We start from the raw sequence: 23,032 nt of genomic DNA on the forward strand, positions 1-23,032 counted from the left end.
CCAGGAGGAGCCTTCCTCCGGCCCACAGCAAAGGTAAAGAGAAGATGAGCGTCGAGATTGGAGAGCCGTTCCCGCGGTTCGCCCTGCCGAACCAGGACGGCAAGACCGTGAAGCTCGAGGACTTCGCGGGCAAATGGCTCGTCGTCTACTTCTATCCGAAGGACGACACGCCGGGTTGCACCGTCCAGGGCAAGTCGTTCACCGCCTCCAGGGAGGACTTCGACAAGGCCAACATCACCGTGGTCGGCGTCAGCGCGGACGACGTCGCGTCGCACAAGAGCTTCTGCGACAAGTTCGCCTTCACCATCGATCTGCTCGCCGACACCGGGCACGAGCTCCTCAAGGCCGCAGGCGTCGGGCAGAGCGAGTGGAAAGGCAACCTGTACTGGGACCGGACGACGTTCGTCGTCGATCCGCAGGGCGTGCTGCGGAAGACCTACCTGAAGGTGAAGCCCGAGGGGCACGAGCAGACGCTCCTCCAGGACATCGCGGAGCTCAAGGCCCAGGGCTGAGCTGGAAGGCGCCCGCGGCGCGTCCCCGGGATCCGGGAATCCGGGAATCCTGGGGATGAGCGGCGCGTCCCGCGCAAAACCTGCTCTCGCTGGATTTGCCAGCGTTGCCCCCCTACCCTGTCGCCTTTGTGGCTGCACGCCTTCCCTTCGCGCCAGGTCGAATCGTATCGCTCACAACCTTCGCGGCGCTCGCCGCGGCGGCGCTCGCGACCGCTGCCTCCGTGGGCGCCTGCAAGGACCCCGGGGTCGGCGGGGCCGGCGGCGGCTCGGGCATGGGCGGCGCCGATGGCTGCCCGATGGGGCCGCGAGAGGCGATGTTCACCATCACCGTGCGCGCGAAGGGCGCCCCCGTCCCGCCGGACGCCACCGTTCACGTCGCATGGAGCGCAGCGGAGGAGCCGACCTTCGTCCTGAACGACCCGACCACCTGGAAGACGCTCGACGAGGCCAACCTCGTGTGCGCCGTCGATCGCGCGAAGCCGCCTCCGGACGCGCTGGAGGCGCTCGTCTGCGAGCTGTGGACAGCAGGGGTGACGCAGGTGGAGATCTCGGGGACAGGCTATGAGGACTTCGAGCAGACGCTCACGCCCGTCATGAGCGAGGAATGCGAGGACTTCGTTCCTCAGGAGGTCGACATCGAGCTCATGCCGGCGGCGGACGGGGACAGCGACGAGTAGCCGGCCTGAGACCCGGGGGGCGGGGTCCCCGGTCGTGGCGCCGCGCGCTCGCGGACACGCTGGAGGAGGACGAGACAGGCGGGCTGTCGCCGTGATGCGCCCCGAGCGCAGGAGCGGCCCTTCATCGACGAGCCCGCGCCGCTCCGTTATCCTCCGCCCGTCGCCGCCGCATTCACGGAGGGTCATCACGCCATGCCGACGAACCAGCCCCAAAGCTCCCTCGAGGAGCTCTTTCGCGAGCTCGAAGCGACCCCTCACGCCGCCGGCATCTTCTATCCGAGGCAGGTGAGAAAGGTCCCGCTCGGCGGCGCGACGGACTACGACGTCCCCGTCGCCCCCGGGGTGACCGTCGGGGCGCGCTGGCACCTGTCCGACCCGCAGAACCCCACGGTGCTCGCCTTCCACGGGAACGGCGAGACCGTCCCCGACTACGACGATATCGCCCGGGAATGGCAGGAGATCGGGCTCAACTTCTTCATCGTCGATTACCGTGGCTACGGCTGGAGCGGAGGGCGTCCGACGCTGCGCTCGCTCCACGACGATCCCGCGAAGGTCGCCGGCTTCTTCGAGCGGGAGCTCGCCGAGAAGAGCCGCGCCGCGGGCCTCGACCGGCCGCCGAAGCCGCTGCTCTTCGGCCGCTCGCTCGGCAGCTCGCCCGCGTCGCGCATCGCCAGCGAGCGCGGCGGCGCCTACCGCGCGCTGATCCTCGAGAGCGGCTTCAGCGACGTGCGGCACCTCCTCGCCCTCTTCCAGATCGAGCTCGGCGACCTGCGCGACGAGGCGCACCGCCGCTTCTCGAACCCGGAGCTCCTGAAGCACGTCGAGATTCCGGTCCTCTCCCTGCACGGCGCGCACGACAGCCTGCTCCCGCCGTTCCACGCCCGCGAGAACCACGCGGCCGTCCCGCACGAGAAGAAAGAGCTGCGCCTCATCGACGGCGCCGGACACAACGACATCCTCCTCTTCGCCCCCGCCTACTTCGGCGCGATCCGCGAGTTCCTGCAGAAGCACGGATCCGGTGCCATTACACCTCGATCAGGAGGAACGACCGCCCGGTGAGCTTCCTGAGCAGCGGCATGGCCACGTTGTAGACGGGAGTCCCCTTCGGCGTGCGCCCTTCGAGCGCTCCGTGGTGCGCGTGGCCGTGGAAGACCACGTCGGCGCCGTACAGATCGATCGGCGCGACAAGCCGGCTCGTCCCAAGGAAAGGCCTTATCTCCACGTTCTCGCCGACGGTCGTCTCCAGGATCGGCGTGTAATGCATGATCACGATCCGCTTGTCGCTGTCGAGCTGCGAGAGCGCCGTCTCGAGCTTCAGCGCCTCGGTCACGGCCTCCTGGACGAAGGCCTTGAGCGGGCCCTCGCCGAACGCCTGCAGCGTCGCGCTCCCGAACCCGCCCATGAACCCCTTCACGCCGGCAACGCCGATGTCGTCGCGCAGGATCAGGTGATCCCCGTCGAGCACCTCGACGCCCGCGTCGCCCAGGAGCCTCGCGACCTCGGCGCCCGCGCCGCGGTCGAGGTCGTGGTTGCCGAGCACGGCGGCGCACGGCACCGACAGCCCGGAGAGCGCGTCAGCGAGCACCTTCGCCTCGTCGGGATGGCCGCGATCGGTGAGATCGCCGCACAGGACGAGCACCTCGGCCTCCGCGTTCACCGCCTTCACGAACTCGCGCATCCTTCCGCCGTGCTCCGGCCGGCAGTGCAGGTCCGAGGCCGCCGCGACGCGCCGCTTGCCGCGGTCCCCGTTCCCGCCGGCGCCGGCGCTCATGATCCCGGCTTGCGGAGCCGCGCCGCCTCGACCTCCGCCCCCAGACGCTCCGCGCCGCCCGGAGCCCCCTCGCGGCTCGGCCCCCCCTTGCCGAGGTGCCGCCGCGCCGCCGCGGGCGGCCGGCGCTTCCGGCACAGCGACCCCCGCATCACCTCGGGCTCGAGCCCGGCGGGCGCAGCCATGAGCCCGAGCTTCTCGTAATCATGGGTGTACTGCCGCCGGCTGATCAGGTTCCCCCGGCAGACCCGGTGCGGCGCGTCGCCAGCCCGCGACTGCTCCAGCGTGCGCCGGCAGAGCTCCTCGACGAGCCACTCGGGCACCCGGCTCCGCGCGCCGGGATAGACGAAACGGTAGAGCGTGACGTGCGCGAACAGGACCTCCCAGTGCGGGCCGAACCGGTCGAGGAGCCGCTCCCAGTCCATCTCGTCGCCGCACGTGTAGATGAGGTGGTTCACGTCGGCCCCGTCGTACCGCTCCCGCTCGTCCACGAACGCCTTCGTGAAGATGATCTCCTCGACCGGCGCGATCAAACAGCTGTGCCCCAGGATCGTCGCAGGACGCGCGTGCTCGAACCAGCCGCAATCCACCACGCCCAGGCCGTTGCTCGACGAGAAGATGAGATCGATGAACCTGTCGCCGGCATACGCCTTCGCGATCCACCGCGGATCGAGCACCTCCGTCTGGAAGCCGGCCCGCTCGAGCGCCCTGAACGCCGCCGGCACCTCCCGCTCGTCCAGCATCACGTCGAGATCCTTCGTGTCGCGGAAGATGCCGGTGTACGCAAAGAAGGCATACGCCCCCGCCACCATGAACGGCACACCGGCGCACAGGAGCGACTCCAGCGCCTTTCCCCTCACCTCCAGCTCGCCCGCACGGGATAGCGGGCCGGCGGCATCGTCCACGGGCGGCGGAGGGAGCGTCGCGCGCTCGCCGGCCCGCGTCGCCCGGGCAGAAACCGCGCGCTCCGCGTCGTCGACGGCAGGGGATCCGCTGCGGGCCATCCCGTTCTGCGTAATGAACAGAACGTGCGATGGCGACCCCCTTCCGCCCCCATGCGACCGCGCGCTGCGGCAGAAGGGCGAAAGCCGCTGGGAACGGGAACATAGGCGGGCTCGTCCTCGCTGACCATTGCAAGAAGAGGCAGGTCTGGCTCAAGCTCGCCTGCCGGGATCGCTCGGCGCGCCCTGCGCACGCAGGAGACAGGGCGCGGCCCCCGGCGCTCGAAGAGGAGGCACATCCGTGAACACCGCCATCGCGACGATCAATCCAGCGACGGGAGAGACGCTCGAGACCTTCGAGCCCCTCTCGTCGGCGGCGCTGGAGCAGAAGGTGGCGCGCGCGCACGCCGCGTTCCGCAGCTTCCGGCAGACCCCGGTCGCCGACCGCGCCCAGAAGCTGCGCCGGGCGGCCGAGATCCTGGAGGGAGAGAAGGAGCAGCTCGGGCAGCTCATGACGGTCGAGATGGGCAAGACCATCGGCTCCGCCATCGCCGAGGCCCAGAAGTGCGCGACCGTGTGCCGCTACTACGCCGACAACGCCGAGCGCCTGCTCGCCCCCGAAGAGGTCGCGACCGACGCCGACAGGAGCTACGTGGCGTTCCACCCGCTCGGCCCGGTGCTCGCCATCATGCCGTGGAACTTCCCGTTCTGGCAGGTCTTCCGCTTCGCCGCGCCGGCGCTCGTCGCCGGCAACGTCGGCCTCCTCAAGCACGCCGCGAACGTCCCCCGCTGCGCGCTCGCCATCGAGGACATCCTCCGCCGGGCCGGCTTCCCGGAAGGGGCCTTCCAGGCGCTGCTCATCGGGACCGACGCGGTGCCGCGCCTGCTCGCCGACCCGCGCGTCGTGGCCGCGACGCTCACCGGCAGCGAGAACGCGGGGCGCAGCGTCGGCGCCCACGCGGGGAAGCACCTCAAGAAGGTGGTGCTGGAGCTCGGCGGCAGCGATCCGTTCATCGTCCTCCCGAGCGCCGATCTCAACGCCGCCGTCGGGACCGCGATCAAGGCGCGCATCATCAACAACGGGCAGTCCTGCATCGCGGCGAAGCGCTTCATCGTGCACGAGTCGATCGTGCCGGAGTTCGAGCAGCGCTTCGTCGCGGCCATGCGGCGCCTCCGGGTGGGCGACCCGATGGACCCGTCGGTCGACGTCGGGCCGCTCGCCACGGCGCAGATCGTCACGGAGCTCGAGGAGCAGGTGCGGGCGTCGGTGGCCGCGGGCGCGCTCCTCCTCACCGGCGGCAAGCGGCTGAAAGGCCCGGGCAACTACTTCCCGCCGACCGTGCTCACCGACGTCCGGAGCCCCTCCCCCGCCGCCGACGATGAGCTCTTCGGCCCGGTCGCCGCCGTCATCCGCGTCGCCGACATCGATGAGGCCATCTACATGGCGAACGCCACCCGATTCGGCCTCGGGGCGAGCGCCTGGACCCGCGACCCCCAGGAGCGCGAGCGCCTCATCGACGAGCTCGACGCCGGCCAGGTGTTCATCAACGGGATGGTCGTGTCCGATCCGCGGCTGCCGTTCGGCGGGGTCAAGATGTCCGGCCACGGCCGCGAGCTCTCGTCCTACGGCCTGCGCGAGTTCGTGAACATCAAGACCGTCTGGATCGCCAAGGACGAACGCCAGAGAGGCGTGCCCGCCACCGAGTGACCCATCCCACAGCGAGCGCGTGCGCCCGACCTCGCCTGCGCTGACCTGACAGGAAGCAAGCGCCCGAACCGGAACGTCACGTCGCGACGCGCAGCCGGTTGCGTCTTCGTGGGCGTGGACCTAGCGTGGGTGATTGTGTCGGAAGATCCGGCCGTGGCCGCTCTGCTGAGCGAGTACCCGCCCGCAGCACAGCAGCTGACCTTGCACGTGCGCAAGCTGCTCCTCCGCGTCATCCCCGACGTGCACGAGCACGTCTATCCAGGCTGGCGGATCATCAGCTTCCGGATGGGCGACGGGCACGAGCACCAGATCTGCTGGCTCGCCCCGCAGCGCTTCGGCGTGAACCTCGGCTTCGAGCACGGCGCCGAGCTGCCCGATCCGAACCGCGTGCTCACCGGCAACCCCAAGTCGGCCAGGAACGTCCATATCCGCTCCGCCAAGGACGTGGACGTCGCCAAGATCGCCGCGCTTGTCGCGACCGCCATCGAGCTCCACCGGGACCGCTGATCGCGCGGGGCCCCGCGGCGCGAGGGCAACGGGCGCCGCCGCGGCTCGAAAGCGACGGGGCTCAGGAGCGACGGTAGACGACCCGCCCGCCGGTCTTGCCGAGCGCGTACGAGAACCCAAGCTCCAGGGTGGAGCGGGTGACGATGTCCCCGAGATCGAACCCCTGCTCCACCATGAGCCGCGCCGCCTCGGGCGCGATCCCGACGAGCACCACCTCGGACCCGAGCATGGCGGCGGAGCGCGCCGCCTGCACGAGGTGGCTCGCCGCGCTCGCGTCGACGACCGCCATGCCGGTGACGTCGATGATCACGACGCGCGCCTGGTGCTCGGAGATCTCCTTCAGCATCACCTCGATGAAGCGGCCGGAGCGCGCCGCGTCCAGCGCGCCGACGATCGGCATGACGAGGACGCCGGGCGCGATCGGCACGACCGGGCTCGACATCACGGCGATCGTGTCGAGGAGCGCCACCTGGCGGCTGCTCAGCGACTCGAGCTCCCTCGTGCGCTCCTTGATCCGCGAGAGCAGCCGCGCGTTCTCGAGCACGACGGCCGCCACCGAGGCCACGCGCTCGATCAGCGCCAGGTCGTTCGCCGAGCACGCGTCGGGCTGCGGGCTGCTCAGGACGAGGACCCCGAGGACCGCGTCCCGGGAGAGCAGCGGCACGCCGACCAGCGTGCGCGCCCCGTTCCAGCGGGCCTCGACGACATCGCTGAAGTGCTGGTACTCGCTCGACGCGGTGTCGATGACGAGCGAGCAGCACGAGCTCATCACCCGTCCCACCAGGGAGTCGTCCACGATCGGCGCGCGCTCGTCGTCGACGAGGCTCTCGCGCTCGGCCATGCCGATCACCAGAAACTCGAGCGACGGCGCGCGGCTCGCCGCGCCCAGCCTGCGGTTCGCGACCCGGCGGGCGGAGCTCATGGCGAGGTGATCCGAGAGCGCGACCGAGCGCGGCGTGCGCTCGACGGTGACGACGTCGACGCCCGTGTCGATGAAGCGCGACGCCGGCAGATCCGCGAGCGCCGCCTCGGCGCCCCGCGTGGCCATGTCGTAGAGCACCTGCACGCAGCGGTACCCCATGTCGTACTCGCGCTGCACGATCGCGGCGTGGATCGCGCCGTCCTGGAGCATGGCGACGGTGGGCGTGATGAGATCGAAGGCGAGGATCTTGAGGTCTCCGGCCCTGCCGAGCGTCATCGACGCGGTGCCGAAGCTCGGGCCGTTCTCGCTGCACACCCCGAAGGCGCCGGCGATCCCGGGCTTGTCGCGCAGCGCCGAGAGGGCGAGCTCGACCCCGCGCGCGGGGTCGAAATGGTTCTCGAGGGGAGCGTCGAGGCGGATCGCCGAGCCGGTGACGGCCTCGCGGAACCCCTCGAGGCGCTCGCTGGCGTTGGACACGGCGAAGGAGGGCGCCTGGGTGAGGACCAGCCCGCCCTGCGGCAAGAGCCGCTGCATCATCTCGCCCGCGAGCCTGCCGGCGACCCGGTTGTCGGTCCCGATGTAGACCGGGGCCGCGCTGCCCTCCACGGTCGGCGAGTCGATCGCGACCACCGCGACCCCCGCCGCGACCGCGCGGCGGATGAGCGGCTCGAGCGCGACCGGATCGATGGGGGCGACGGCGATCCCCTTCACGCCCCGGCGGAGCCCTTCCTCGAACAGCGCCTCCTGGGACGCGGGATCGGCGCCCACCCCGCTCCTGAACGCCACGGCGCCCCGCAGGTCCCGCCCCGCGGCCAGCGCGCCGTCGCGCACGTTGTTCCAGTACGCCGTCATGGGCCGGCGGGGAGCCCGGTAGAGGCGCAGCGTCCGCCGCGCATCCGCCGCGGGCCCTCGCCCCGCGTCCTCCAGGAGGGCGAGGTCGATCGTGCCCCAGCGCGGGCCCGTCTGCACGCTCCTGATCCCGTCCGCGAGCGTCTCGATGAGCTCGAGGAGATCGACCGACTCGGCGACGGAGCTCAGCACCTCCTCGAGCAGCCGCAGCTCCTGCGCGACCTGCGCCTTCTCCTCGAACAGGCCGCGCCGCTCGAGCGCGGCGCCCGCGCTCTCCGCGACCGACTCGACGAGCGCGCGGTAAGGGCCCGACAGCGGCGCGTCGTCCGGCTGCTCCAGCGCGAAGTAGGCGCCCGGCGCGCCGAACAGGTGCACCGGCACGACCTGCACGTGGGCCCCCTCCGGAGGCCAGCCGGGCCGCTGCGCGACCTCGGGCAGGTGCGCCCGGTACCACACAGCCGCGGGGACGAGGCACGGGCCGCGCGCCGCCTCGGGCGCCGCGGCGGGGCCGAACGGCGCCGACGCGCTCAACAGCCCGCCGTCCGACGGCATGTGCACCCGGCCCGGCAGGATGCCATCGAGCCCCACGGACGCCCTGTACACGAGCCGTCGTCCAGCGCGCACCAGCAAGCTGCCACGCTGCGCCCCGGGGAGGCTGGCCATGGCGCGCTGCACCAGGTGGTGGAGCGTCGAGAAAACATCGAGTCCGGTATTCATGCAGATCCGTTCAGCCGGTCACCCGGTCGCACGTTGCGCACGGCGCAAGAGAGCACAAGGGCTAGCAGGCGTGAGCCGCGTCGTGCTTGTCAAGCGAAGACGATGAGACCACCGTAACGCCACGAGGAGCTCGCACGCGCATGAAGCTCGCCTCTCTCCGCGGCCCCGGCCGCGACGGCACGCTCGTCATCGTCCGCCGCGACGGCCTCGCCTACGCGCCGGCCGGCGCCGCCTTCCCCACGCTCCAGGCCGCGCTCGACGACTGGGAGCGCGCCGAGCCCGCGCTCCGCCGCATCGCCGACGACATCGAGCGCGGCGACGCGGCGGTGGCCCCGCTCGTCATGGAAGAGCTCGCTGCGCCCCTGCCCCGCGCGTACGAGTGGGTCGACGGATCGGCCTACATCCATCACATCGAGCTCGTGCGCAAGGCGCGCGGCGCCGAGCCCCCCGCGACGCTCACGACCGATCCGCTCGTGTACCAGGGCGGCTCCGGCGTCCTCCTCGGGCCGACCGACGACATCGTCCTGCGCGACGAGGCGTGGGGCCTCGATTTCGAGGCCGAGGTCTGCGTCGTCCTCGGCGACACCCCGCAGGGCACGCGCCGTGACGAGGCCGACCGGCAACTCCGCCTCTTCCTGCTGGCCAACGACGTGACGCTGCGCAACCTCGTGCCCGCCGAGCTCGCGAAGGGGTTCGGCTTCTTCTGCTCGAAGCCCGCCACGGCGTTCTCCCCGTTCGCGATCACGCCCGACGAGCTCGGCGACGCGTTCCGGGACGGGCGCGTCCACCTGCCGCTCCGCTCGACCTACAACGGCGCGCTCATCGGCGATCCCGAGGCCGGCCCGGAGATGCACTTCTCGTTCTTCGATCTCGTCGAGCACATCGCCAGGACCCGCAGCTTCACGGCCGGGACCCTGCTCGGCAGCGGCACCGTCTCGAACCGGGATACGGCGCGCGGCGTGTCGTGCCTGGCCGAGAAGCGCATGCTCGAGATCCTCTCGCACGGCGCGGCGAGGACGCCTTTCATGAAGCCAGGAGACACGATCATGATCGAGATGCTGAGTCGCTCGGGCGAGAACCTGTTCGGGCGCATCGCGCAGCGGGTGGTGGCCGGATGACCGCCGCGATCCAGGGGCTCACGCTCTACGGCTACTGGCGCAGCTCGTGCAGCTGGCGCGTGCGCATCGCCCTCGCCCACAAGCGCGCCCCGCACGCGTACCGGCCGGTGAACCTCGTCCGGGACGGCGGCGAGCAGCTCCGCGACGACTACCGGGCCAAGAACCCGATGGCGCAGGTGCCGCTGCTCGAGTTCGAGCAGGGCGGCGCCGTCCGGCGCGTGTCGCAGTCGGTGGCGATCATCGAGCTGCTCGAGGAGCTGATCCCCGCGCCGCCGCTCCTGCCCGCGGATCCGTACCTGCGCGCCAAGGCGCGGCAGCTCGTCGAGATGATCAACTCCGGCACGCAGCCGATGCAGAACACCGCCACCCTGAAATACGTGCAGAGCGAGCTCGGCGGTGACGAGAAGGCATTCGCGCGGCGCTTCATCGCGTCGGGGCTCGCCGCGTTCCAGGCCGCGGCCGTCGAGCTCTGCGGCCAGTTCTGCGTCGGCGATCAGGTCACGGTGGCGGACGTGTTCCTCGTGCCCCAGCTTTACAATGCGCGACGCCACGGGGTCGATCTCGCGCCGCTCTCGACCCTCACGCGGATCGAGGCGGCGTGCATGGCGCTGCCCGCCTTCCAGGCCGCCCACGCCGACCGCCAGGCCGACGCGGTCGCCGCGAGCACGTAGCTCACCCCCTGCGTACGCCCCTCGCGACGGAGGATCCGGATGGCCAAGGTGGAGTCGATCGGCATCAAGCGGGTAGAGGCGCTGCACTACTACGTGCGCGACCTGGAGCGGAGCCGCAGGTTCTACACGGAGAAGCTCGACTTTCAGGAGATCGCCGCGAGCTCGCCGGAGCTCACGGCGGCGGCGGCGCAGCGGTCGGTCGTCTTCCAGGCCAGCGAGTGCGCCATCGTGTGCTCGCAGCCGCTCGGCGAGGGCGGGCGGGCGTGGCGCTACCTGCGCAAGCACCCCGACGGGGTGGGCACGATCATCTTCGAGGTGGAGGACGTGGGCCGCGCCTTCCGGCTGCTCGAAGGCCGCGGGGGCACGCCGATCGACGAGATCCACCGGGCGACGGACGAGGGCGGCACGTTCGCGTCGTTCTCGATCACGACGCCGTTCGGCGACACCACCTTCCGCTTCGTGGAGCGGCGCGGCTACCGGGCGCTGTTCCCCGGCTGCGTGGCTTACGACGCGCCGCGCGGCGGCGAGAACCGCTTCGGGCTCGCCCGGTTCGATCACATCACCTCGAACTTCCAGACGATGGCGCCCGCCCTGCTCTGGATGGAGCACGTGCTCGGGCTCGAGCCGTTCTGGAAGATCGCGTTCCACACGAACGACGTCGCGGAGGGCGCCGATCACGGCTCGGGCCTGCGCTCGGCCGTGATGTGGGACCCGGGCTCGGGCGTGAAGTTCGCCAACAACGAGCCTTACCGGCCCTACTTCAAGAGCTCGCAGATCAACGTCTTCAACGAGGAGCACCGCGGCGACGGGGTGCAGCACGTGGCGCTCGCCGTGGAGGACATCCTCGCGGCCGTGCGGGCGATGCGCGCGCGCGGCGTGGAGTTCATGCCGACCCCGGCCGCCTACTACGACATGCTGCCCGAGCGCCTGCAGCAGCTCGGCGTCGGGCAGCTCGACGAGGACGTGGCGGCGCTGCGGGAGCTCGAGGTGCTGGTCGACGGCGACGGCGCGAGGTCGTACCTGCTCCAGATCTTCCTCAAGGAGTCGGCCGGCACGCACCGCGATCCCGACGCCGGGCCGTTCTTCTTCGAGCTCATCCAGCGCAAGGGGGACCGCGGCTTCGGCGCCGGCAACTTCCGGGCGCTGTTCGAGAGCATCGAGCGGCAGCAGAAAGCGGAAGGGAGCGGCTGATGCTCGATCGCGTCGTCGCCGGGAGCGTGCCGCGCAAGCACCACATCGCCCTCCGGAGCGAGGCGGGGGAGCTCCGCTACGAGGAGTGCCTGACGCGGGAGGGCTTCGACGGCCCCTACACGATCGCCTACCACGAGCGCCGACCGCACGAGCACCGGGTCGCGCGGGCGGCGCACGGCTTCGCGCTGCCGGTCGCCGCGCCGGCGCGCCCGCTCGCGAAGCGGCACTACCGGTCGCAGGAGCTGCCGCGCCGGGGCGGGCCCGCGATCGACTGCCGCGTGCCGCTGCTGTTCAACGACGACGTGGTGATCGGGATCGCCCAGCCGGACGCCGACGATCCGGTGTACTTCGCGAACGCCGACGCCGACGAGCTGCTCTTCGTCTTCCGCGGCGGCGGCGTCCTGCGCACGATGCTCGGCGATCTCCGCTTCGAGCGGGACGACTACGTCGTCGTCCCGAAGGGGCTCTTCCACCGCTTCCTCCCGGACGCCGCGCCCCAGCAGTGGCTCTCGATCGAGGCGGCGGACATCCACCTCCCGCGCAAGTGGCGCAACGAGGTCGGCCAGCTGCGGATGGACGCGCCCTACTCCCACCGCGATTTCCGGCGGCCGACGTTCGTCGGCCCCCTCGACGAGGGCATCCGCGCGCTCGTCGTGAAGCGCGGCGGCGCGTTCCACGGCTTCGCCTGCGAGCGCTCACCGCTCGATGTCGTCGGCTGGGACGGGACGGTGTACCCGTTCGCGTTCCCGATCCAGAGCTTCCAGCCGCGCGTCGGGCTGGTGCACCTGCCGCCGGACTGGCACGGGACGTTCGCGGCGCGGGGCGCCCTCATCTGCAGCTTCGTGCCGCGCCCGGTCGACTTCCACCCGGAGGCGATCCCCTGCCCCTACCCCCACTCGTCCGTCGATTGCGACGAGCTGCTGTTCTACTGCCGCGGCAACTTCACCTCGCGCCGCGGCGTCGGCCCCGGCAGCATCTCGCACCACCCGGCCGGCGTGCCGCACGGGCCGCACCCCGGCGCGTACGAGGCGAGCCTCGGGAGCCGCGAGACGAGCGAGCTCGCCGTCATGCTCGACACGATCCGCCCGCTCGCGGCCACCCCGGCCGCGCTCGAGGTGGAGGACCCGGGCTACCAGGACAGCTTCATCGCGGGCCCCTGATCCGGATCAGGCGCTCAGCGCATCGAGAAGCAGCGGTTGTTGCACTCGTTGAAGCGCTGGGCCTCGTCGAAACTGGTCCCGTTCAGCCCGTCGCAGGACACGCCGAGGATGCACTCGGCGTTGCACGCGATCTGCTCGGAGCACGCCTCGGCGCCGGGCGCGAAGGGGCGCCCCTGCCCGCACGCCACGAGGTGGTCGTTGGCGTGCTCGCAGACGGTGCGGAAGACGAAGACGCCGCACTGGCGGAGGCTCCTCTCCTGGTCCTCGCAGCCGTCCAAGGAGAACGCATCGTCCTTGCACTCGATCTCCTCCTCGAGGCAGGCCAGGTACTCGTCGAAGGCCGCGGGGCAGCTCGCCTCCGCCACGGCCGTCTTCGCGGTCTCCGTCTTGTCGACGCAGTCGAGGTACCGCGCCTCGCTGCAGCCGGTGCAGTCGCAGATGAGATCGCACACGCGCTCCTCCTGCGAGGGGCAGCCGGCGGACAGGAGCGCGCCGCCGGCGGCGGCCAGGGAGAGGAGCACCTCGAGGAGGCGCGGCGGGCGGGGTGTGACGGCGAGCACGCTGGCCTGCTCCGCTATTTCGGCATCTTGCCGAGCCGCTCGCGGAGGGCGCGCACGAGGAGCGGCCAGGCGACCATCGCGTCCGCGTACACCTCGGAGAAGCGGCCGCCCTCGCGCGGCGGGGTGAACTTCCCCCAGCTCACGCCCTCGGAGTAGGTGCAGCCGGAGAGGCCGCCCCGGTGCACGGGCTCGGGGCAGATGCGGACGCCGTACTGGGACCGCGGGTGCTCGGCCTCGATCCCGAGGCGATCGCCCACGATGTCGTAGAACGGCGCGACCTGCTGGGCCCAGTTGCGCGGGACACCTCCGCCGATGGTGATCCGGCTCATCGCGCGGAGCAGGTCGTCGAACGACCCGATCTTCAGCGGGTCGAGCGCCTCGAGCTTGTCTTCGACCCCATCGCCGAGATGGCGGTGCGAGGAGCGCGGGTGTTCCGGAGAGGACATGGCGCGCGAACATATATACCCGCGCGGAGGGTGGGGCGTCGAGCACGAAGGCCCTCGCAGCAGCGGCGCTTCAGGGCCGGACAGGCAGGGAGCACGCGAGGCGGCGCGCTGTCCCGTGTACCGTTCCGCGTACCGTTCCGCGCGCTGTCCCGTGTACCGTCCCTCCGCCACTCCCAGCGCCTTCGCCGATCCCACGCTCGCCACCTTCGGCGCGGCGGGCCGCGAGATCGGCGCGGACGAACGCGATCTCGCCGGCGCCGGGGCCGGCGCTGGGCTCGCCTCCGGTCCGGCGATCGAGATCGATCAGCGCGGCGACCTTCGCCACGCAAGCGTCAGGGCCTGACACACGAACGTCATAGACAGCCGTGCTCGCGGTCGCGCCGTGACCGTCGATGGACACGGAGGCGCTCGCGCGGTCGAGCACGAAGCGCGCGCCGCGCGGGCGCGCGGGGCACGCCGGCAGGCGGGTGAGCTCGGTGCGGACATTCGGGGCGATCTCCCAGCCGTCGAGCGGCAGGAGCGGCGGGACCTTCGCGGGCGTCCCCGGCGCGGTCTTCTCCGCGGGCGGGATCGGCACCGTGCGGCCGAGGGTCAGGTCGCGGAAGCCGAGCAGCAGCGGCACGCCGGCGCTCGTCGGCTGCCCGAGCGCGCGCGCGCCTCGGCTCGCGAGCGAGGCGATCGGCCGCGGGGCGTCGCCGGATTGCCAGGCGATGAGCGACGCGCCGCGGAGCCACGCAATCGGCCCGTCCGGCGCCTCGCTGAAGGCGACCTCCGTCTCGGGCATCAGCTCCTGCGGCACCTCGACGACCTCGGGGCCGCGGCCGGGCCTCGCCCGGATCAGCAGGTCGCGGCCCGGGGCGCGCACTCCGAAGACGAGCCGGTCGCCGGACGCCGCGAACCGCGTGAGGATCGCGTCCCGCCCGACGCCCTCGGGCGCGAGGCCCGTCCACGAGCGGACCCTGGCCTGGAGCTCCGTGGGGTCGAGCCAGCGCAGCGTCCACGTCACGCGCCGTGCCGCTGCGGCGCCGCCCCCCGGGCCGACGCTCCTGGCCGCGCCGTCGGGCGCGCGCGCCTCGAGCACGGCGACGGTGGAGAGCAGGCCCCAGCGCCGATCGCTCACCGACGAGACGTGCCGCTGCCCCGTGGGCGCGGGCTTCGCGTCGCTCGCGAGCAGCGCGAGCGCCTCCTGCGCGCTGCTCGGCGGCGGCACGCCCGGCGGCGCGGGCGGCGGCCCCGGCTGCGTCGTGCAGGCGAGCGCGCGCTCGGGGAGCCCCGGCGCCGGTGGCGGGCGGTGCGGCAGGAGCAGCGCGGCCTCGAGCGCCGGCCCGGCGGCGGGCGCCCCCTGCGCTGGCAGCGCCGGCCCCCAGCCGACGCGCAGGTGGGCGTCGATCTTCAGGCCGACCTCGTTGACGGCCAGCACCCCTGGCTCGGCGAGCAGATCGCCGAGCTGGGCGGCCGCATCCATGGCGCGGGGCGGGACCTCGATGGGCGCCCACGAGCGGCCGGCGTCGGCCGACGCGAGCACCTTCCCCTCCCCGACGGCGACGCCATGGCCGCCGTGGATCAGGGCGTGCGCGGCGCCGGCCAGGCGAGCCCGCGACGCCTCGCCGCCGGGGGGCAGGACCACCGCGGTGAGCTCGCCGGCCTCGTCGGCCACCACGAACGACAGGGCGCCGTCGTGCCCCTCCTCGATCGGGCTGACCACGTGGATGTCGCCGCCCCCGTCGCGCAGCCAGCGGAGCGGGATCAGCGGCTCCTCCCTGCCGCGGGCGTCGATCACCGCGACGTGGGCGCCGGCCGCGGCGCCCTCGCGGCCCTGGCCGCCGCGCGGCGCGGGCTCCCCGCGGGGCGCGGGGTCCTCGCGCGGCGCCACGTCGCTGTTCCAGAGGCCGCGCACGATCGCGATCCGGCCATCGGCGAGCGGCCCGGCGCCGCGCCAGTGGATGTCGGTGCCCGGGCGGACCGTGATCCATTGCCCGCTCGGCTGGCGCACGCACGCGCTGCCCTCCTCGTCCGCGTCGCACGGCGCGAGCAGCATGGCGCCGCCGCTCGGCGACACGCGCAGCTCGACCTCGCCGCTCCGCAGGAGGACCGGCGGCTCGCGGCCGAGGGGGCCGCCAGCGGCCGTGACCTGGAGCACGCCGAACGGATCGTGATGCCCGTCCGCCCCCTCCTCGCCGAGCGCGCAGGCCACCCACGCCGAGCGCCCCGCGCGACCGACGCCGCAGGCGCTCAGCCACCTGTCGCCGCGGCCCACGGGGGCGACCTCGTGCAGCGCGCCCGAGGCGAGGTCCACGCGCGCGAGGAGGCCGTGGCTCGCCGTGATCGCGGAGCCCGTCCACGCCGCACCGCTCGCGATCGCGGCCTCGAGCGGGTGGCGTCCTGTCGCGCGGATCCAGCGGAGCAGCGGGGCGCCGGCGCCGGGCTCGGGCGCGCCGCCGGCCGGCGCGAGCCGCGCCTCGGCGACAAGGATCCGCACCTCGCGCTGCCCCGGCGGCGCGGCCGCGCCCGGCGTCACGGCGAGCAGCTCGTCGCCGCGCAGCCGCAGGCCGGCGATGTGGAGCAGGGCCGCGGGGTCCGCCTCCTGGCCGTCGTCGCGCAGCGCCGGCGCGACGGCGCGCCACGACGCGCCGCCGTCGGCCGTGACCGCGAGCCCTGTCGCCTCGAAGAGCCCAGCCCCCTGCCGGGGATCCCGGAACGCCACGGCGCGGAGCGGCAGGGCGGGCAAGCCCCGCAGCGCGCGCGGCTGCCCCGTCTCGATGTCGAGAAAGCTCGGCAGATCCGAGGCGGCGTCCCACACCGCGACGACGGCGGGCCCGCCGCCCAGGCGCAGGAGCTCGGTCTCGGACCGGGCGAGGAGCGCGGGCGCGCCGAGCGGATCATCGAACCGGTAGACGCCGTGGACCCCGCGCCCGACGAGCCGCGGGCCGGCGGCGGACGGCACGAGGACGAGCTCGATCAGGGGCTCGGGGCAGGCCGCTGTCTCCGGCCGAGCTGCGCCGTCGCTCCCGACGAGGAAGCGCCGGCCGCCGAGCAGGGCCATGGTGCCGCCGGCGACCCGGGGACCGACCGTTGTCGCGCCGCTCGCGTCGACCCAGCGGGCGCGCAGGAGCTCCGGCGCCGGCCGCGGGGGGTGCGCCGACGCGGGCGCGCGGCCCTCCTGGGGCGCGGGTCGGGGCGGCGCGCCCCCGCAGCGGGCGAGCGCGAGCGCCGCGAGGAGCGCGGCCGCTCGCCGCGACCGGCGCGGGGGAGCTGCGAGGCGGGGAGCGCCCGCCGCTCTGGGCTGCATCATCGCGGCGGAGCCTACCGTGATCCGCGGCCGTGGCGACGCCGCGACTGGCCGCAGGCGCCCGCGCGCGGCGCCGGCCACCGGATGCGGGGTGTCCACGGACGCTGCGGGGGCCACGAGGGCTCAGTGGACGGTCGAGGCGACCTGGACCGGGACAGTCTCGCTGTCCAGCGACTCGGCCCTGCGGGCGAGGAGCGCCACGAGCCCCTTGGCCCCGAGCACGGCGTAGTCGGACACGCAGTTGTTGAAGATCGCGTGTACCCGCTCCGCCTCCTGGGAGAGCCGCGCGACGGTCTCGGCCCACGGATCGAGCTCTGCGGGATCGTAAACGTACCTGAACTTCTCGTTCACGCTGACCGAGGCGCCCCAGGTCTCCGCGCGCCGGCCATGAAAGCGCACCACGGCGAGGCGCGGATCGGCGACGAGCGGGGTGGGAGGCATGCTGTTCTCCTTGCCCTGCGGCTCGTCGACGATGACGTAGAAGGCGCCGAGATCTCGCAGGAAGTCCACGACGCGCTCGATGCGATCGGGCGCGCCCCACGACGCATGCCGGAGCTCGACGGCGAACGGGATCCCGTCCATGCGGCCGCGGCAGTCCTCGATGACCCGCACATTGCCGCGCGTCGCCGTGAACCACGGGGGGAACTGGAAGAGCACGTACCCGAGCTTTCGCGCCTGTCGCAGCGGAGCGAGCGCTTGCCGGAAGCGCTCCCAGAGCACGTCCCTGGTCTCGGCCGGCAGGTCGCCCGGATACAGGCGCCGCCTGTCGAGGAGCCCTGCCGGCAGGGCGCGCTGGACGTCCGCGGGGAGGCGGGCGGGCTCCACCGGGTGCTGGGTGAGCGGCGCGAATGCCTTCATGTCGAGCACGAAGTCGGGCGCCGTCCGCTGGACCCACTGCTCCACCATCGCCGGGCGGGGGAGGGCGTAATAGGTCGAGTTGACCTCGACGACCGGGAACTGGGACGCGTAGAACTTGAGCCGTTGCTCCGGGCTCGACACGCCCTTCGGGTAGAATCGCTGGCTCTTCACCAGGGTGGGATCGGTCCACCCGGCGGTCCCGGCCAAGACGCGATCGAGGCGGGCGGGCACAGGCGCGCACGCCGCGAGGGCGGTCGCGCGCGCGAGCCGCTCCTCGTCCTCGCGCGGAATCTCCTCTGGAGGCGACCGCGGCGGGTCGCGCAGGGCTGCTTCGTGCATCTCGAGAACACCCTAAGGCCCTTTCGCGGCGACGGAAGCGCTCTCCGGGGGAGAGATGGCGAAGGGTCAACGTGTCTTTGAACAGTCCGCTCTCGCCTCCTGTGCGACCGCCCGCGCCCGCTCGCCTCGCTCGACACATATTCCGTCGGCATCGGGCATTTCTCACACGTTCTGCGGGCGCTCGGGGCCGCGAGCGGGTCGCAGGGCGCCTGTGTGGTTCACGAGGGGAACCGCGACGAAATTGCCGGCGGGCGGCCCCTGCGCGGCGAGCGTCGCCGTCCCCGCCCGGCGGACCGAGCCGACCCGTCCCGTCCCTCGGCCGCTGCCCCACCGCGGGCCGCAGCGGCAGCCGGTTCGGGTCGCCGCGCCGGCCCCGGTCGACGGCGGCGCGGCGAGCGCGAGCTTTGGTCCCTTTCCGCCGGGCCTTCGCCTATGCTGCCTTGCTGCCCGGGCCGAAGGGCAATCGCTGCCCTGCCTCGCCGCACCTCGCGGCGAGGTGCTCCTGTAAGCGCGCAGCAAGTCGAAAGGGCGCAAGCCGATGCTGAAGAAAACTCTCTTGGAAAAATTGACGACGGCGAAGCAGGAGATCACCGACGCGGAGGGCAACCTCGAGCAGGCCCTCGCGGAGATACAGGTCGCGCCGCGCGCGGACAAGATGGCCGTCAGCGAGGTCGTCCAGGAGGCGTTCACCAAGCTGAGGGCCGCGCGGGTCAACCTCACCGAGCTGGAGAGGCTCGTCCTGAGCGACGAGGACTGAGCCGCGCGGACGCACGAGAATGGAAGCACGGAAGCACGGAAGGAACGAGCGGCGACGCCGACCTCGGTACGAGGCGCGCTCGGCACGGAATGGAGCCGCTCGCCTCACGCGATCCTGCGCTCCTCTCCACGTCCAGCGCATCCGCATCGAGCTCTTCTGCCCATCCCCTCGCGCCCGCCGGCCAGCGCGGCGTGCTGGCCTGTGATTGGCTGTCCTCGGCTGATGTGACTTCGATGCAGGCGCTCTCCCGTTACCCCCTCTCGTGGCCGATCGACGCCACCCAGGAGAGCCCAGATTGTGCATGCACCGCGCCGTCGACTGCGCTATACTGTACAAGGGCAGGGGCTTGGTGCATTCCTGCGCGACCGAGGTGGTAGATGTACTCAGCGAATCGTCGCAGGAATATCGAGCGGGAGGAGCGCATGCTCCTCCGCGGGAAGCGGGAACAGGCGGCTGGCAAGCTCCTTCAGAAGGTGCCGGATCTGACGAGCTTGAACCTGGAGATCCGCGAGAGCCGCCCCAACGGACTCACGAACGACACGCAGTACATCCGTCGTGTCGTCGTGGAGCACGCCCATGCGCTGTTCGAAATGCCGTGCTCGTACTCTTCCTGCGACAACGGGGGCTACGACGTGACGCGAGAGGTCCTGAACGCCCTCGCTTCGCGCGCGGCGCGCTTCGAGGGTGAATGCGCCTGTCGGGGGAGCTGTGGTGGCGAGTTCTGCTCCAGGGTCCTCCACTACGTCGCCACGGCCACGTACCGGTCGGGCCCCGAAGCGTAGAGGCGGGGGGGCGAGCGTTGTTCGCCCCGTCATCACCCGAGGCGTGTCTCGGGTGATGAGGCGTTGCTCGACGGACGCCGCGAGCGGCCCGAGCCCCGGCGATCGACGCTGCGGGCCGTCTGTCGCCGGGCCAGAGCGGTGCTTGAACGAAGAAAAGTGAGCCGCCGAGACCCCAAGAAGAGACCTTCTTGGTTCCCTTGGCGTCCTGACGGTCTTCATTTCTGAGTCGTTGCACCGGATGAAGCCGGTGCACCGATCGAGAGCGGTGATGTTACGTTACGGCGTCTCGGGCTCGAGGTGTCTGCGCCACTCGTTCCGTGCGCTTGCGTACGCGGTCCGGGCGGCGAGCTCGCGCTCCACGCCGGTGATGGCGGGCATCTTGCGGTGCAGCAGCTCGCTCGGGAGATTGATCTCTACCTGAGTCCGCGCTTCGCGCAGCGTGCCGGGCCATCCGCCAGCAGCGGGGCGGCCTTCGCGATGAAGGTCTTGACGCCACTGCTTGGCCCACGCCTGTCCCAGCGTGGTCGCGCTCTGCTCGATGAACCGTCGCCTTGCGGTGGTCTGCGCCGAGCTTTCCGGATCAGTCTCTGGCTCGGACGGGGCGCTCTCGGCGCCCTGGCTCGGCGCTGCGCGTTTCACTCTACGACCGGAGGCTGAGGCCCCGGGATGATCCCCGCAATGTCCGGATCCTCTCCCGGTGAACCGTTGTCGCCGGGGCCCTTTTCCTTGCGGCGTGCGACGCGGTTCGCGTCTTTCTCGCGCTGCTTTTCTTGGCGCGCGCGTTCTTTTTGCCGCTTCAATGCTCCCTGCTTCTGCATGCGGAACCAGGCCTTTCGGCGCCTTCGGGCGCGTTCTTCAGCGCCCTGTGGCGCGTTCTGAAGGCGCAGGCGCGGCGGCGCACGAGCTCCGCCGCGCCGCGCCGGTGATCAGTACCGGTCGCGACCGCCGCGGCCGCCGCCACCGCCGCCGTAGCCGCCGCGGCCGCCACCACCACCGCCGCCGCCGTAGCCGCCACCGCCACCGCCGCCGAAGCCACCACCGCCGCCGCCGCCGCCGAAGCTGCGCGCCGGGCGCTCCTGCGCCTCGTTGACCTTGAGCGCGCGGCCGTCGAGGACGGCGCCGTTGAGCTGCGAGATGGCGCTGTTCGCGGCCTGGGCAGAGCCCATGGTCACGAACGCGAAGCCGCGGGGCTGCCCGGTCTCGCGATCGGTCGGCATCGCGACCTCACGGACCTCGCCGGCTGCGGCGAACGCGGACTCGAGGGTCTCGCGGGTGGTGCTGAACGAAAGGTTACCTACGTAGAGACGATTTCCCATGCCATCCTGCTTTTTTTACGGCTTTCTGGTGCGCCATGCGGCGCTCTCGGCCTGCCATCCGACGAAGCCGTATCGGATCGAACGGAGACGTGCCGCGCGGAACCCCCGCGCGGTCACACGGTGCGTCGTCCAGTCGTCCGAGCGAGCTGCAGTCTCCCTCGCGAAAGAGGGAAGAGGGAAAGCGTCGTATCGAGGGCCAGGGACGTTCGTGAGGAGGAGCATCCTAGCCCGACGCGACGTCTTTCGCAAGCAGGCCGTTCCGTCTTCCGTCGCGAAGGCTGCTCCCGAGGACGCGGGCGCGCGGTCACGGTCGGCGAAGGCGCCGACGAGCTCGCGAGCGCCTTCGCTTCGACCAGGGCGCCCTCACGGATGGAATATGACGTGAGTCTGACATTGAAGAAGCTGGCCGGCTGCAACCGCGCCGCGGGTGCAATGCGCGGCATCTTGCTGAGCCCGGGTGCGTCGCGGAGAGCGCGGGGCTGGCGGTCCCGAGCGTGGCGCGCCTAGGGGCGGCTCGGGTGATCGTCGGCGCGGGCGAGGCCGTCCTCTGCGGCCGCGACGTCCCCGCGCGGTGCGGGCTCGGCCGCGGCGGCGCCGACGTCGACCGGGGCGGTGCGGCTCGCGAACCAGAGCCACACGACGACGGTGCCGAGCGCGATGCGGTACCAGCCGAACGGCGCGAGGCCGTAGCGCTTGAGGTAGCGCAGGAAGACCGCGATCACGAGCAGGGCGACCGCGAACGAGACGGCGAGCCCTATGACGAGGGCCGCGGCGCCGCCGGGCGCTTCGAGGAGGGCGCGGCCGTTCTGGGCGAGGTCGAAGACGGTCGCGGCGCCGAGCGTCGGGATGGCGAGGAGGAACGAGAACTCGGCGGCCGCGGCGGTGCTGAGGCCCGAGAGCTGGCCGCCGACGATGGTGGCCATCGAGCGCGACGCGCCGGGCCAGAGCGAGAAGCACTGCGCGACGCCGATCGCGAGCGCGCGCCGCAGCGTGACGTCCTCGAGGCGGGGCGCGCCCTGGTCGGGCCGGCGCCGGCGGGCGGACTCGACGCCGATCATCAGGAGGCCGCCGGCGATGAGCGCGACCGCGACGGGGCCCGGACCGAAGAGGTACGCCTTGATGGCCTTGTGGAAGAGCAGGCCGACCACGGCGGCCGGGACGAAGGCGACCGCGAGGGCGAGGGCGAGGCGGAGGCTGTCGGGGTCGCGGCGGAAGATGCCGCGCGCGGTGGCGGCGAGGCGCTCGCGGAAATAGACGACGACGGCGAGGACCGCGCCGAGCTGGATCACGATATCGAGCGTCTTCGCCGCCTCGCTCTGGTGACCGAGCCACGCGCCGAGCAGGATGAGATGACCGGTGGACGAGACGGGGAGGAACTCGGTCAGGCCCTCGAGGACCCCGAGCAGGACGGCATCGAACCAGAACATTGCGCGGAGTCTAGCCGCATGCGGGGCGCGGCGGATCGAGAGCGCGCAGAGGATCGACCGGCGCGGCGGCGGGCGCCGGAGGCCGGCGTGAGGGTGGAGCCCTGGCTCACCAGCGCCGGCGCGCGATCCGGCCAGCGAGCGCGCTCCTGGCGAGCCGCAGCCTGCTGGCGGTCGTGGCGGGGCTCAGGCCGTGCGCCCTGGCGTGGGCGGCGAGGGTCCGAGGGCCGGCAACGGGGAGGAGGTTCGCGATGGAGGGTGGATGTTGTTCCGGCGGCACGCCGGAGCACGCCGGTGTTGCGTTCTACGGTGAGCCATTGCCGCTCCTCGAATGACGCGTCCATGCACGCGAGTTCCCTGACGGTCCAGCGCTTCGCTGCGAAATCGATCAGGCGCGCTCGTTTTCACGCCCGTGATTCCGACGCGGCGCTCGCGCCGGCGTGATGACAGATCGAGCGCGTCTCCGGCTGAAGGGGCCAGAGAGAGACAGAGAGAGAGGGCTCGAAGGGCTCAAGGCGCC

At 72.3% G+C, this 23,032-nt stretch carries 22 protein-coding genes; 11 read left to right on the top strand and 11 right to left on the bottom strand.

The annotated features are described in order from the left end of the window. Nucleotides 1–44: 44 nt before the first annotated feature. From WMF17_RS30615 to WMF17_RS30625, 3 genes are all read left to right on the top strand, one after another. Nucleotides 45–512, top strand: a complete 468-nt coding sequence (locus WMF17_RS30615; protein WP_437644470.1) for a peroxiredoxin — start codon at nt 45–47, stop codon at nt 510–512. A 128-nt stretch (nt 513–640) separates the two neighbouring features. Further along, nucleotides 641–1,189: a hypothetical protein gene (locus WMF17_RS30620; RefSeq protein WP_437644472.1), complete on the top strand. Its 549-nt coding sequence runs from the start codon at nt 641–643 to the stop codon at nt 1,187–1,189. Nucleotides 1,190–1,381: 192 nt separating this feature from the next. Next, entirely contained in the window at nt 1,382–2,248 is an 867-nt protein-coding gene (locus WMF17_RS30625; protein WP_437644474.1) for an alpha/beta hydrolase, read from the top strand. On the opposite strand, the gene WMF17_RS30630 is transcribed toward WMF17_RS30625, so the two are convergent. Beyond that, entirely contained in the window at nt 2,214–2,960 is a 747-nt protein-coding gene (locus WMF17_RS30630) for a metallophosphoesterase family protein (protein ID WP_437644476.1), read from the bottom strand. The genes WMF17_RS30625 and WMF17_RS30630 overlap by 35 nt on opposite strands. Further along, complete coding sequence (locus tag WMF17_RS30635; RefSeq protein ID WP_437644477.1) at nt 2,957–3,961, bottom strand: hypothetical protein; 1,005 nt, start codon at nt 3,959–3,961, stop codon at nt 2,957–2,959. The genes WMF17_RS30630 and WMF17_RS30635 overlap by 4 nt, the downstream gene beginning before the upstream one ends. Before the next feature lie 238 nt (nt 3,962–4,199). Between WMF17_RS30635 and WMF17_RS30640 the strand changes: the two genes are divergently transcribed. Next, complete coding sequence (locus tag WMF17_RS30640) at nt 4,200–5,606, top strand: NAD-dependent succinate-semialdehyde dehydrogenase (protein WP_437596723.1); 1,407 nt, start codon at nt 4,200–4,202, stop codon at nt 5,604–5,606. 153 nt (nt 5,607–5,759) lie between these two features. Then, complete coding sequence (locus WMF17_RS30645) at nt 5,760–6,113, top strand: DUF1801 domain-containing protein (protein WP_437644479.1); 354 nt, start codon at nt 5,760–5,762, stop codon at nt 6,111–6,113. 61 nt (nt 6,114–6,174) lie between these two features. Here the strand turns inward: WMF17_RS30645 and WMF17_RS30650 are convergent, their stop codons facing one another. Continuing rightward, entirely contained in the window at nt 6,175–8,601 is a 2,427-nt protein-coding gene (locus WMF17_RS30650; protein WP_437596725.1) for a substrate-binding domain-containing protein, read from the bottom strand. A gap of 140 nt (nt 8,602–8,741) precedes the next feature. On the opposite strand from WMF17_RS30650, the gene WMF17_RS30655 reads away from it, so the two are divergent. The 4 genes from WMF17_RS30655 to WMF17_RS30670 are packed head-to-tail and all read left to right on the top strand — an operon-like array spanning nt 8,742 to nt 12,741. Beyond that, nucleotides 8,742–9,719 (top strand): fumarylacetoacetate hydrolase family protein, encoded by a 978-nt coding sequence (locus tag WMF17_RS30655; RefSeq protein ID WP_437644481.1) that lies wholly within the window; start codon nt 8,742–8,744, stop codon nt 9,717–9,719. Beyond that, complete coding sequence (gene maiA, locus WMF17_RS30660) at nt 9,716–10,390, top strand: maleylacetoacetate isomerase (RefSeq protein ID WP_437596727.1); 675 nt, start codon at nt 9,716–9,718, stop codon at nt 10,388–10,390. Before WMF17_RS30655 ends, maiA begins: the two co-directional genes overlap by 4 nt. Before the next feature lie 39 nt (nt 10,391–10,429). Further along, nucleotides 10,430–11,581, top strand: coding sequence for a 4-hydroxyphenylpyruvate dioxygenase family protein (locus WMF17_RS30665; protein WP_437643348.1), 1,152 nt, complete (start codon nt 10,430–10,432; stop codon nt 11,579–11,581). Continuing rightward, the gene (locus WMF17_RS30670; RefSeq protein WP_437595317.1) at nt 11,581–12,741 is read left to right on the top strand and encodes a homogentisate 1,2-dioxygenase; all 1,161 of its coding nucleotides are present in this window, start codon (nt 11,581–11,583) and stop codon (nt 12,739–12,741) included. The genes WMF17_RS30665 and WMF17_RS30670 overlap by 1 nt, the downstream gene beginning before the upstream one ends. A 14-nt stretch (nt 12,742–12,755) precedes the next feature. Here WMF17_RS30670 and WMF17_RS30675 read toward each other — a convergent pair whose 3' ends face one another. From WMF17_RS30675 to WMF17_RS30690, 4 genes are all read right to left on the bottom strand, one after another. Further along, nucleotides 12,756–13,301, bottom strand: a complete 546-nt coding sequence (locus WMF17_RS30675; RefSeq protein ID WP_437644483.1) for a hypothetical protein — start codon at nt 13,299–13,301, stop codon at nt 12,756–12,758. 14 nt (nt 13,302–13,315) lie between these two features. Next, nucleotides 13,316–13,747, bottom strand: coding sequence for a deoxyhypusine synthase family protein (locus WMF17_RS30680; RefSeq protein WP_437596730.1), 432 nt, complete (start codon nt 13,745–13,747; stop codon nt 13,316–13,318). A gap of 70 nt (nt 13,748–13,817) precedes the next feature. Next, nucleotides 13,818–17,039: a hypothetical protein gene (locus WMF17_RS30685; protein ID WP_437644484.1), complete on the bottom strand. Its 3,222-nt coding sequence runs from the start codon at nt 17,037–17,039 to the stop codon at nt 13,818–13,820. A 120-nt stretch (nt 17,040–17,159) separates the two neighbouring features. Further along, a complete protein-coding gene (locus tag WMF17_RS30690; RefSeq protein ID WP_437644486.1) occupies nt 17,160–18,233 on the bottom strand; it encodes a DUF72 domain-containing protein in 1,074 nt (357 codons plus the stop codon). 556 nt (nt 18,234–18,789) lie between these two features. On the opposite strand from WMF17_RS30690, the gene WMF17_RS30695 reads away from it, so the two are divergent. Then, entirely contained in the window at nt 18,790–18,990 is a 201-nt protein-coding gene (locus WMF17_RS30695) for a hypothetical protein (protein WP_437596733.1), read from the top strand. Between the two features lie 377 nt (nt 18,991–19,367). Further along, the gene (locus WMF17_RS30700; protein ID WP_437596734.1) at nt 19,368–19,772 is read left to right on the top strand and encodes a hypothetical protein; all 405 of its coding nucleotides are present in this window, start codon (nt 19,368–19,370) and stop codon (nt 19,770–19,772) included. Nucleotides 19,773–20,048: 276 nt separating this feature from the next. Here the strand turns inward: WMF17_RS30700 and WMF17_RS30705 are convergent, their stop codons facing one another. From WMF17_RS30705 to WMF17_RS30720, 4 genes are all read right to left on the bottom strand, one after another. Beyond that, nucleotides 20,049–20,411, bottom strand: coding sequence for a hypothetical protein (locus WMF17_RS30705; protein WP_437596735.1), 363 nt, complete (start codon nt 20,409–20,411; stop codon nt 20,049–20,051). Beyond that, nucleotides 20,408–20,590, bottom strand: a complete 183-nt coding sequence (locus tag WMF17_RS30710; RefSeq protein WP_437478904.1) for a hypothetical protein — start codon at nt 20,588–20,590, stop codon at nt 20,408–20,410. The genes WMF17_RS30705 and WMF17_RS30710 overlap by 4 nt, the downstream gene beginning before the upstream one ends. 108 nt (nt 20,591–20,698) lie before the next feature. Beyond that, entirely contained in the window at nt 20,699–21,088 is a 390-nt protein-coding gene (locus WMF17_RS30715; RefSeq protein ID WP_437596736.1) for an RNA recognition motif domain-containing protein, read from the bottom strand. 503 nt (nt 21,089–21,591) lie between these two features. After that, nucleotides 21,592–22,515 carry an undecaprenyl-diphosphate phosphatase gene (locus WMF17_RS30720; RefSeq protein WP_437644488.1) on the bottom strand — a complete coding sequence of 308 codons (924 nt, stop codon included), beginning with the start codon at nt 22,513–22,515 and terminating at the stop codon, nt 21,592–21,594. Between the last annotated feature and the right edge of the window lie 517 nt (nt 22,516–23,032).

The organism is Sorangium sp. So ce362 (genome assembly GCF_051519845.1).
Lineage (GTDB): Bacteria > Myxococcota_A > Polyangia > Polyangiales > Polyangiaceae > Sorangium.

Coding starts and splice junctions, on each gene's coding strand:
- WMF17_RS30615 (WP_437644470.1), top strand. CDS start 45: ATGAGCGTCGAGATTGGAGAGCCGTTCCCGCGGTTCGCCCTGCCGAAC.
- WMF17_RS30625 (WP_437644474.1), top strand. CDS start 1,382: ATGCCGACGAACCAGCCCCAAAGCTCCCTCGAGGAGCTCTTTCGCGAG.
- WMF17_RS30630 (WP_437644476.1), bottom strand. CDS start 2,960: ATGAGCGCCGGCGCCGGCGGGAACGGGGACCGCGGCAAGCGGCGCGTC.
- WMF17_RS30635 (WP_437644477.1), bottom strand. CDS start 3,961: ATGGCCCGCAGCGGATCCCCTGCCGTCGACGACGCGGAGCGCGCGGTT.
- WMF17_RS30650 (WP_437596725.1), bottom strand. CDS start 8,601: ATGAATACCGGACTCGATGTTTTCTCGACGCTCCACCACCTGGTGCAG.
- WMF17_RS30655 (WP_437644481.1), top strand. CDS start 8,742: ATGAAGCTCGCCTCTCTCCGCGGCCCCGGCCGCGACGGCACGCTCGTC.
- maiA (WP_437596727.1), top strand. CDS start 9,716: ATGACCGCCGCGATCCAGGGGCTCACGCTCTACGGCTACTGGCGCAGC.
- WMF17_RS30665 (WP_437643348.1), top strand. CDS start 10,430: ATGGCCAAGGTGGAGTCGATCGGCATCAAGCGGGTAGAGGCGCTGCAC.
- WMF17_RS30670 (WP_437595317.1), top strand. CDS start 11,581: ATGCTCGATCGCGTCGTCGCCGGGAGCGTGCCGCGCAAGCACCACATC.
- WMF17_RS30680 (WP_437596730.1), bottom strand. CDS start 13,747: ATGTCCTCTCCGGAACACCCGCGCTCCTCGCACCGCCATCTCGGCGAT.
- WMF17_RS30685 (WP_437644484.1), bottom strand. CDS start 17,039: ATGATGCAGCCCAGAGCGGCGGGCGCTCCCCGCCTCGCAGCTCCCCCG.
- WMF17_RS30690 (WP_437644486.1), bottom strand. CDS start 18,233: ATGCACGAAGCAGCCCTGCGCGACCCGCCGCGGTCGCCTCCAGAGGAG.
- WMF17_RS30700 (WP_437596734.1), top strand. CDS start 19,368: ATGTACTCAGCGAATCGTCGCAGGAATATCGAGCGGGAGGAGCGCATG.
- WMF17_RS30710 (WP_437478904.1), bottom strand. CDS start 20,590: ATGCAGAAGCAGGGAGCATTGAAGCGGCAAAAAGAACGCGCGCGCCAA.
- WMF17_RS30715 (WP_437596736.1), bottom strand. CDS start 21,088: ATGGGAAATCGTCTCTACGTAGGTAACCTTTCGTTCAGCACCACCCGC.
- WMF17_RS30720 (WP_437644488.1), bottom strand. CDS start 22,515: ATGTTCTGGTTCGATGCCGTCCTGCTCGGGGTCCTCGAGGGCCTGACC.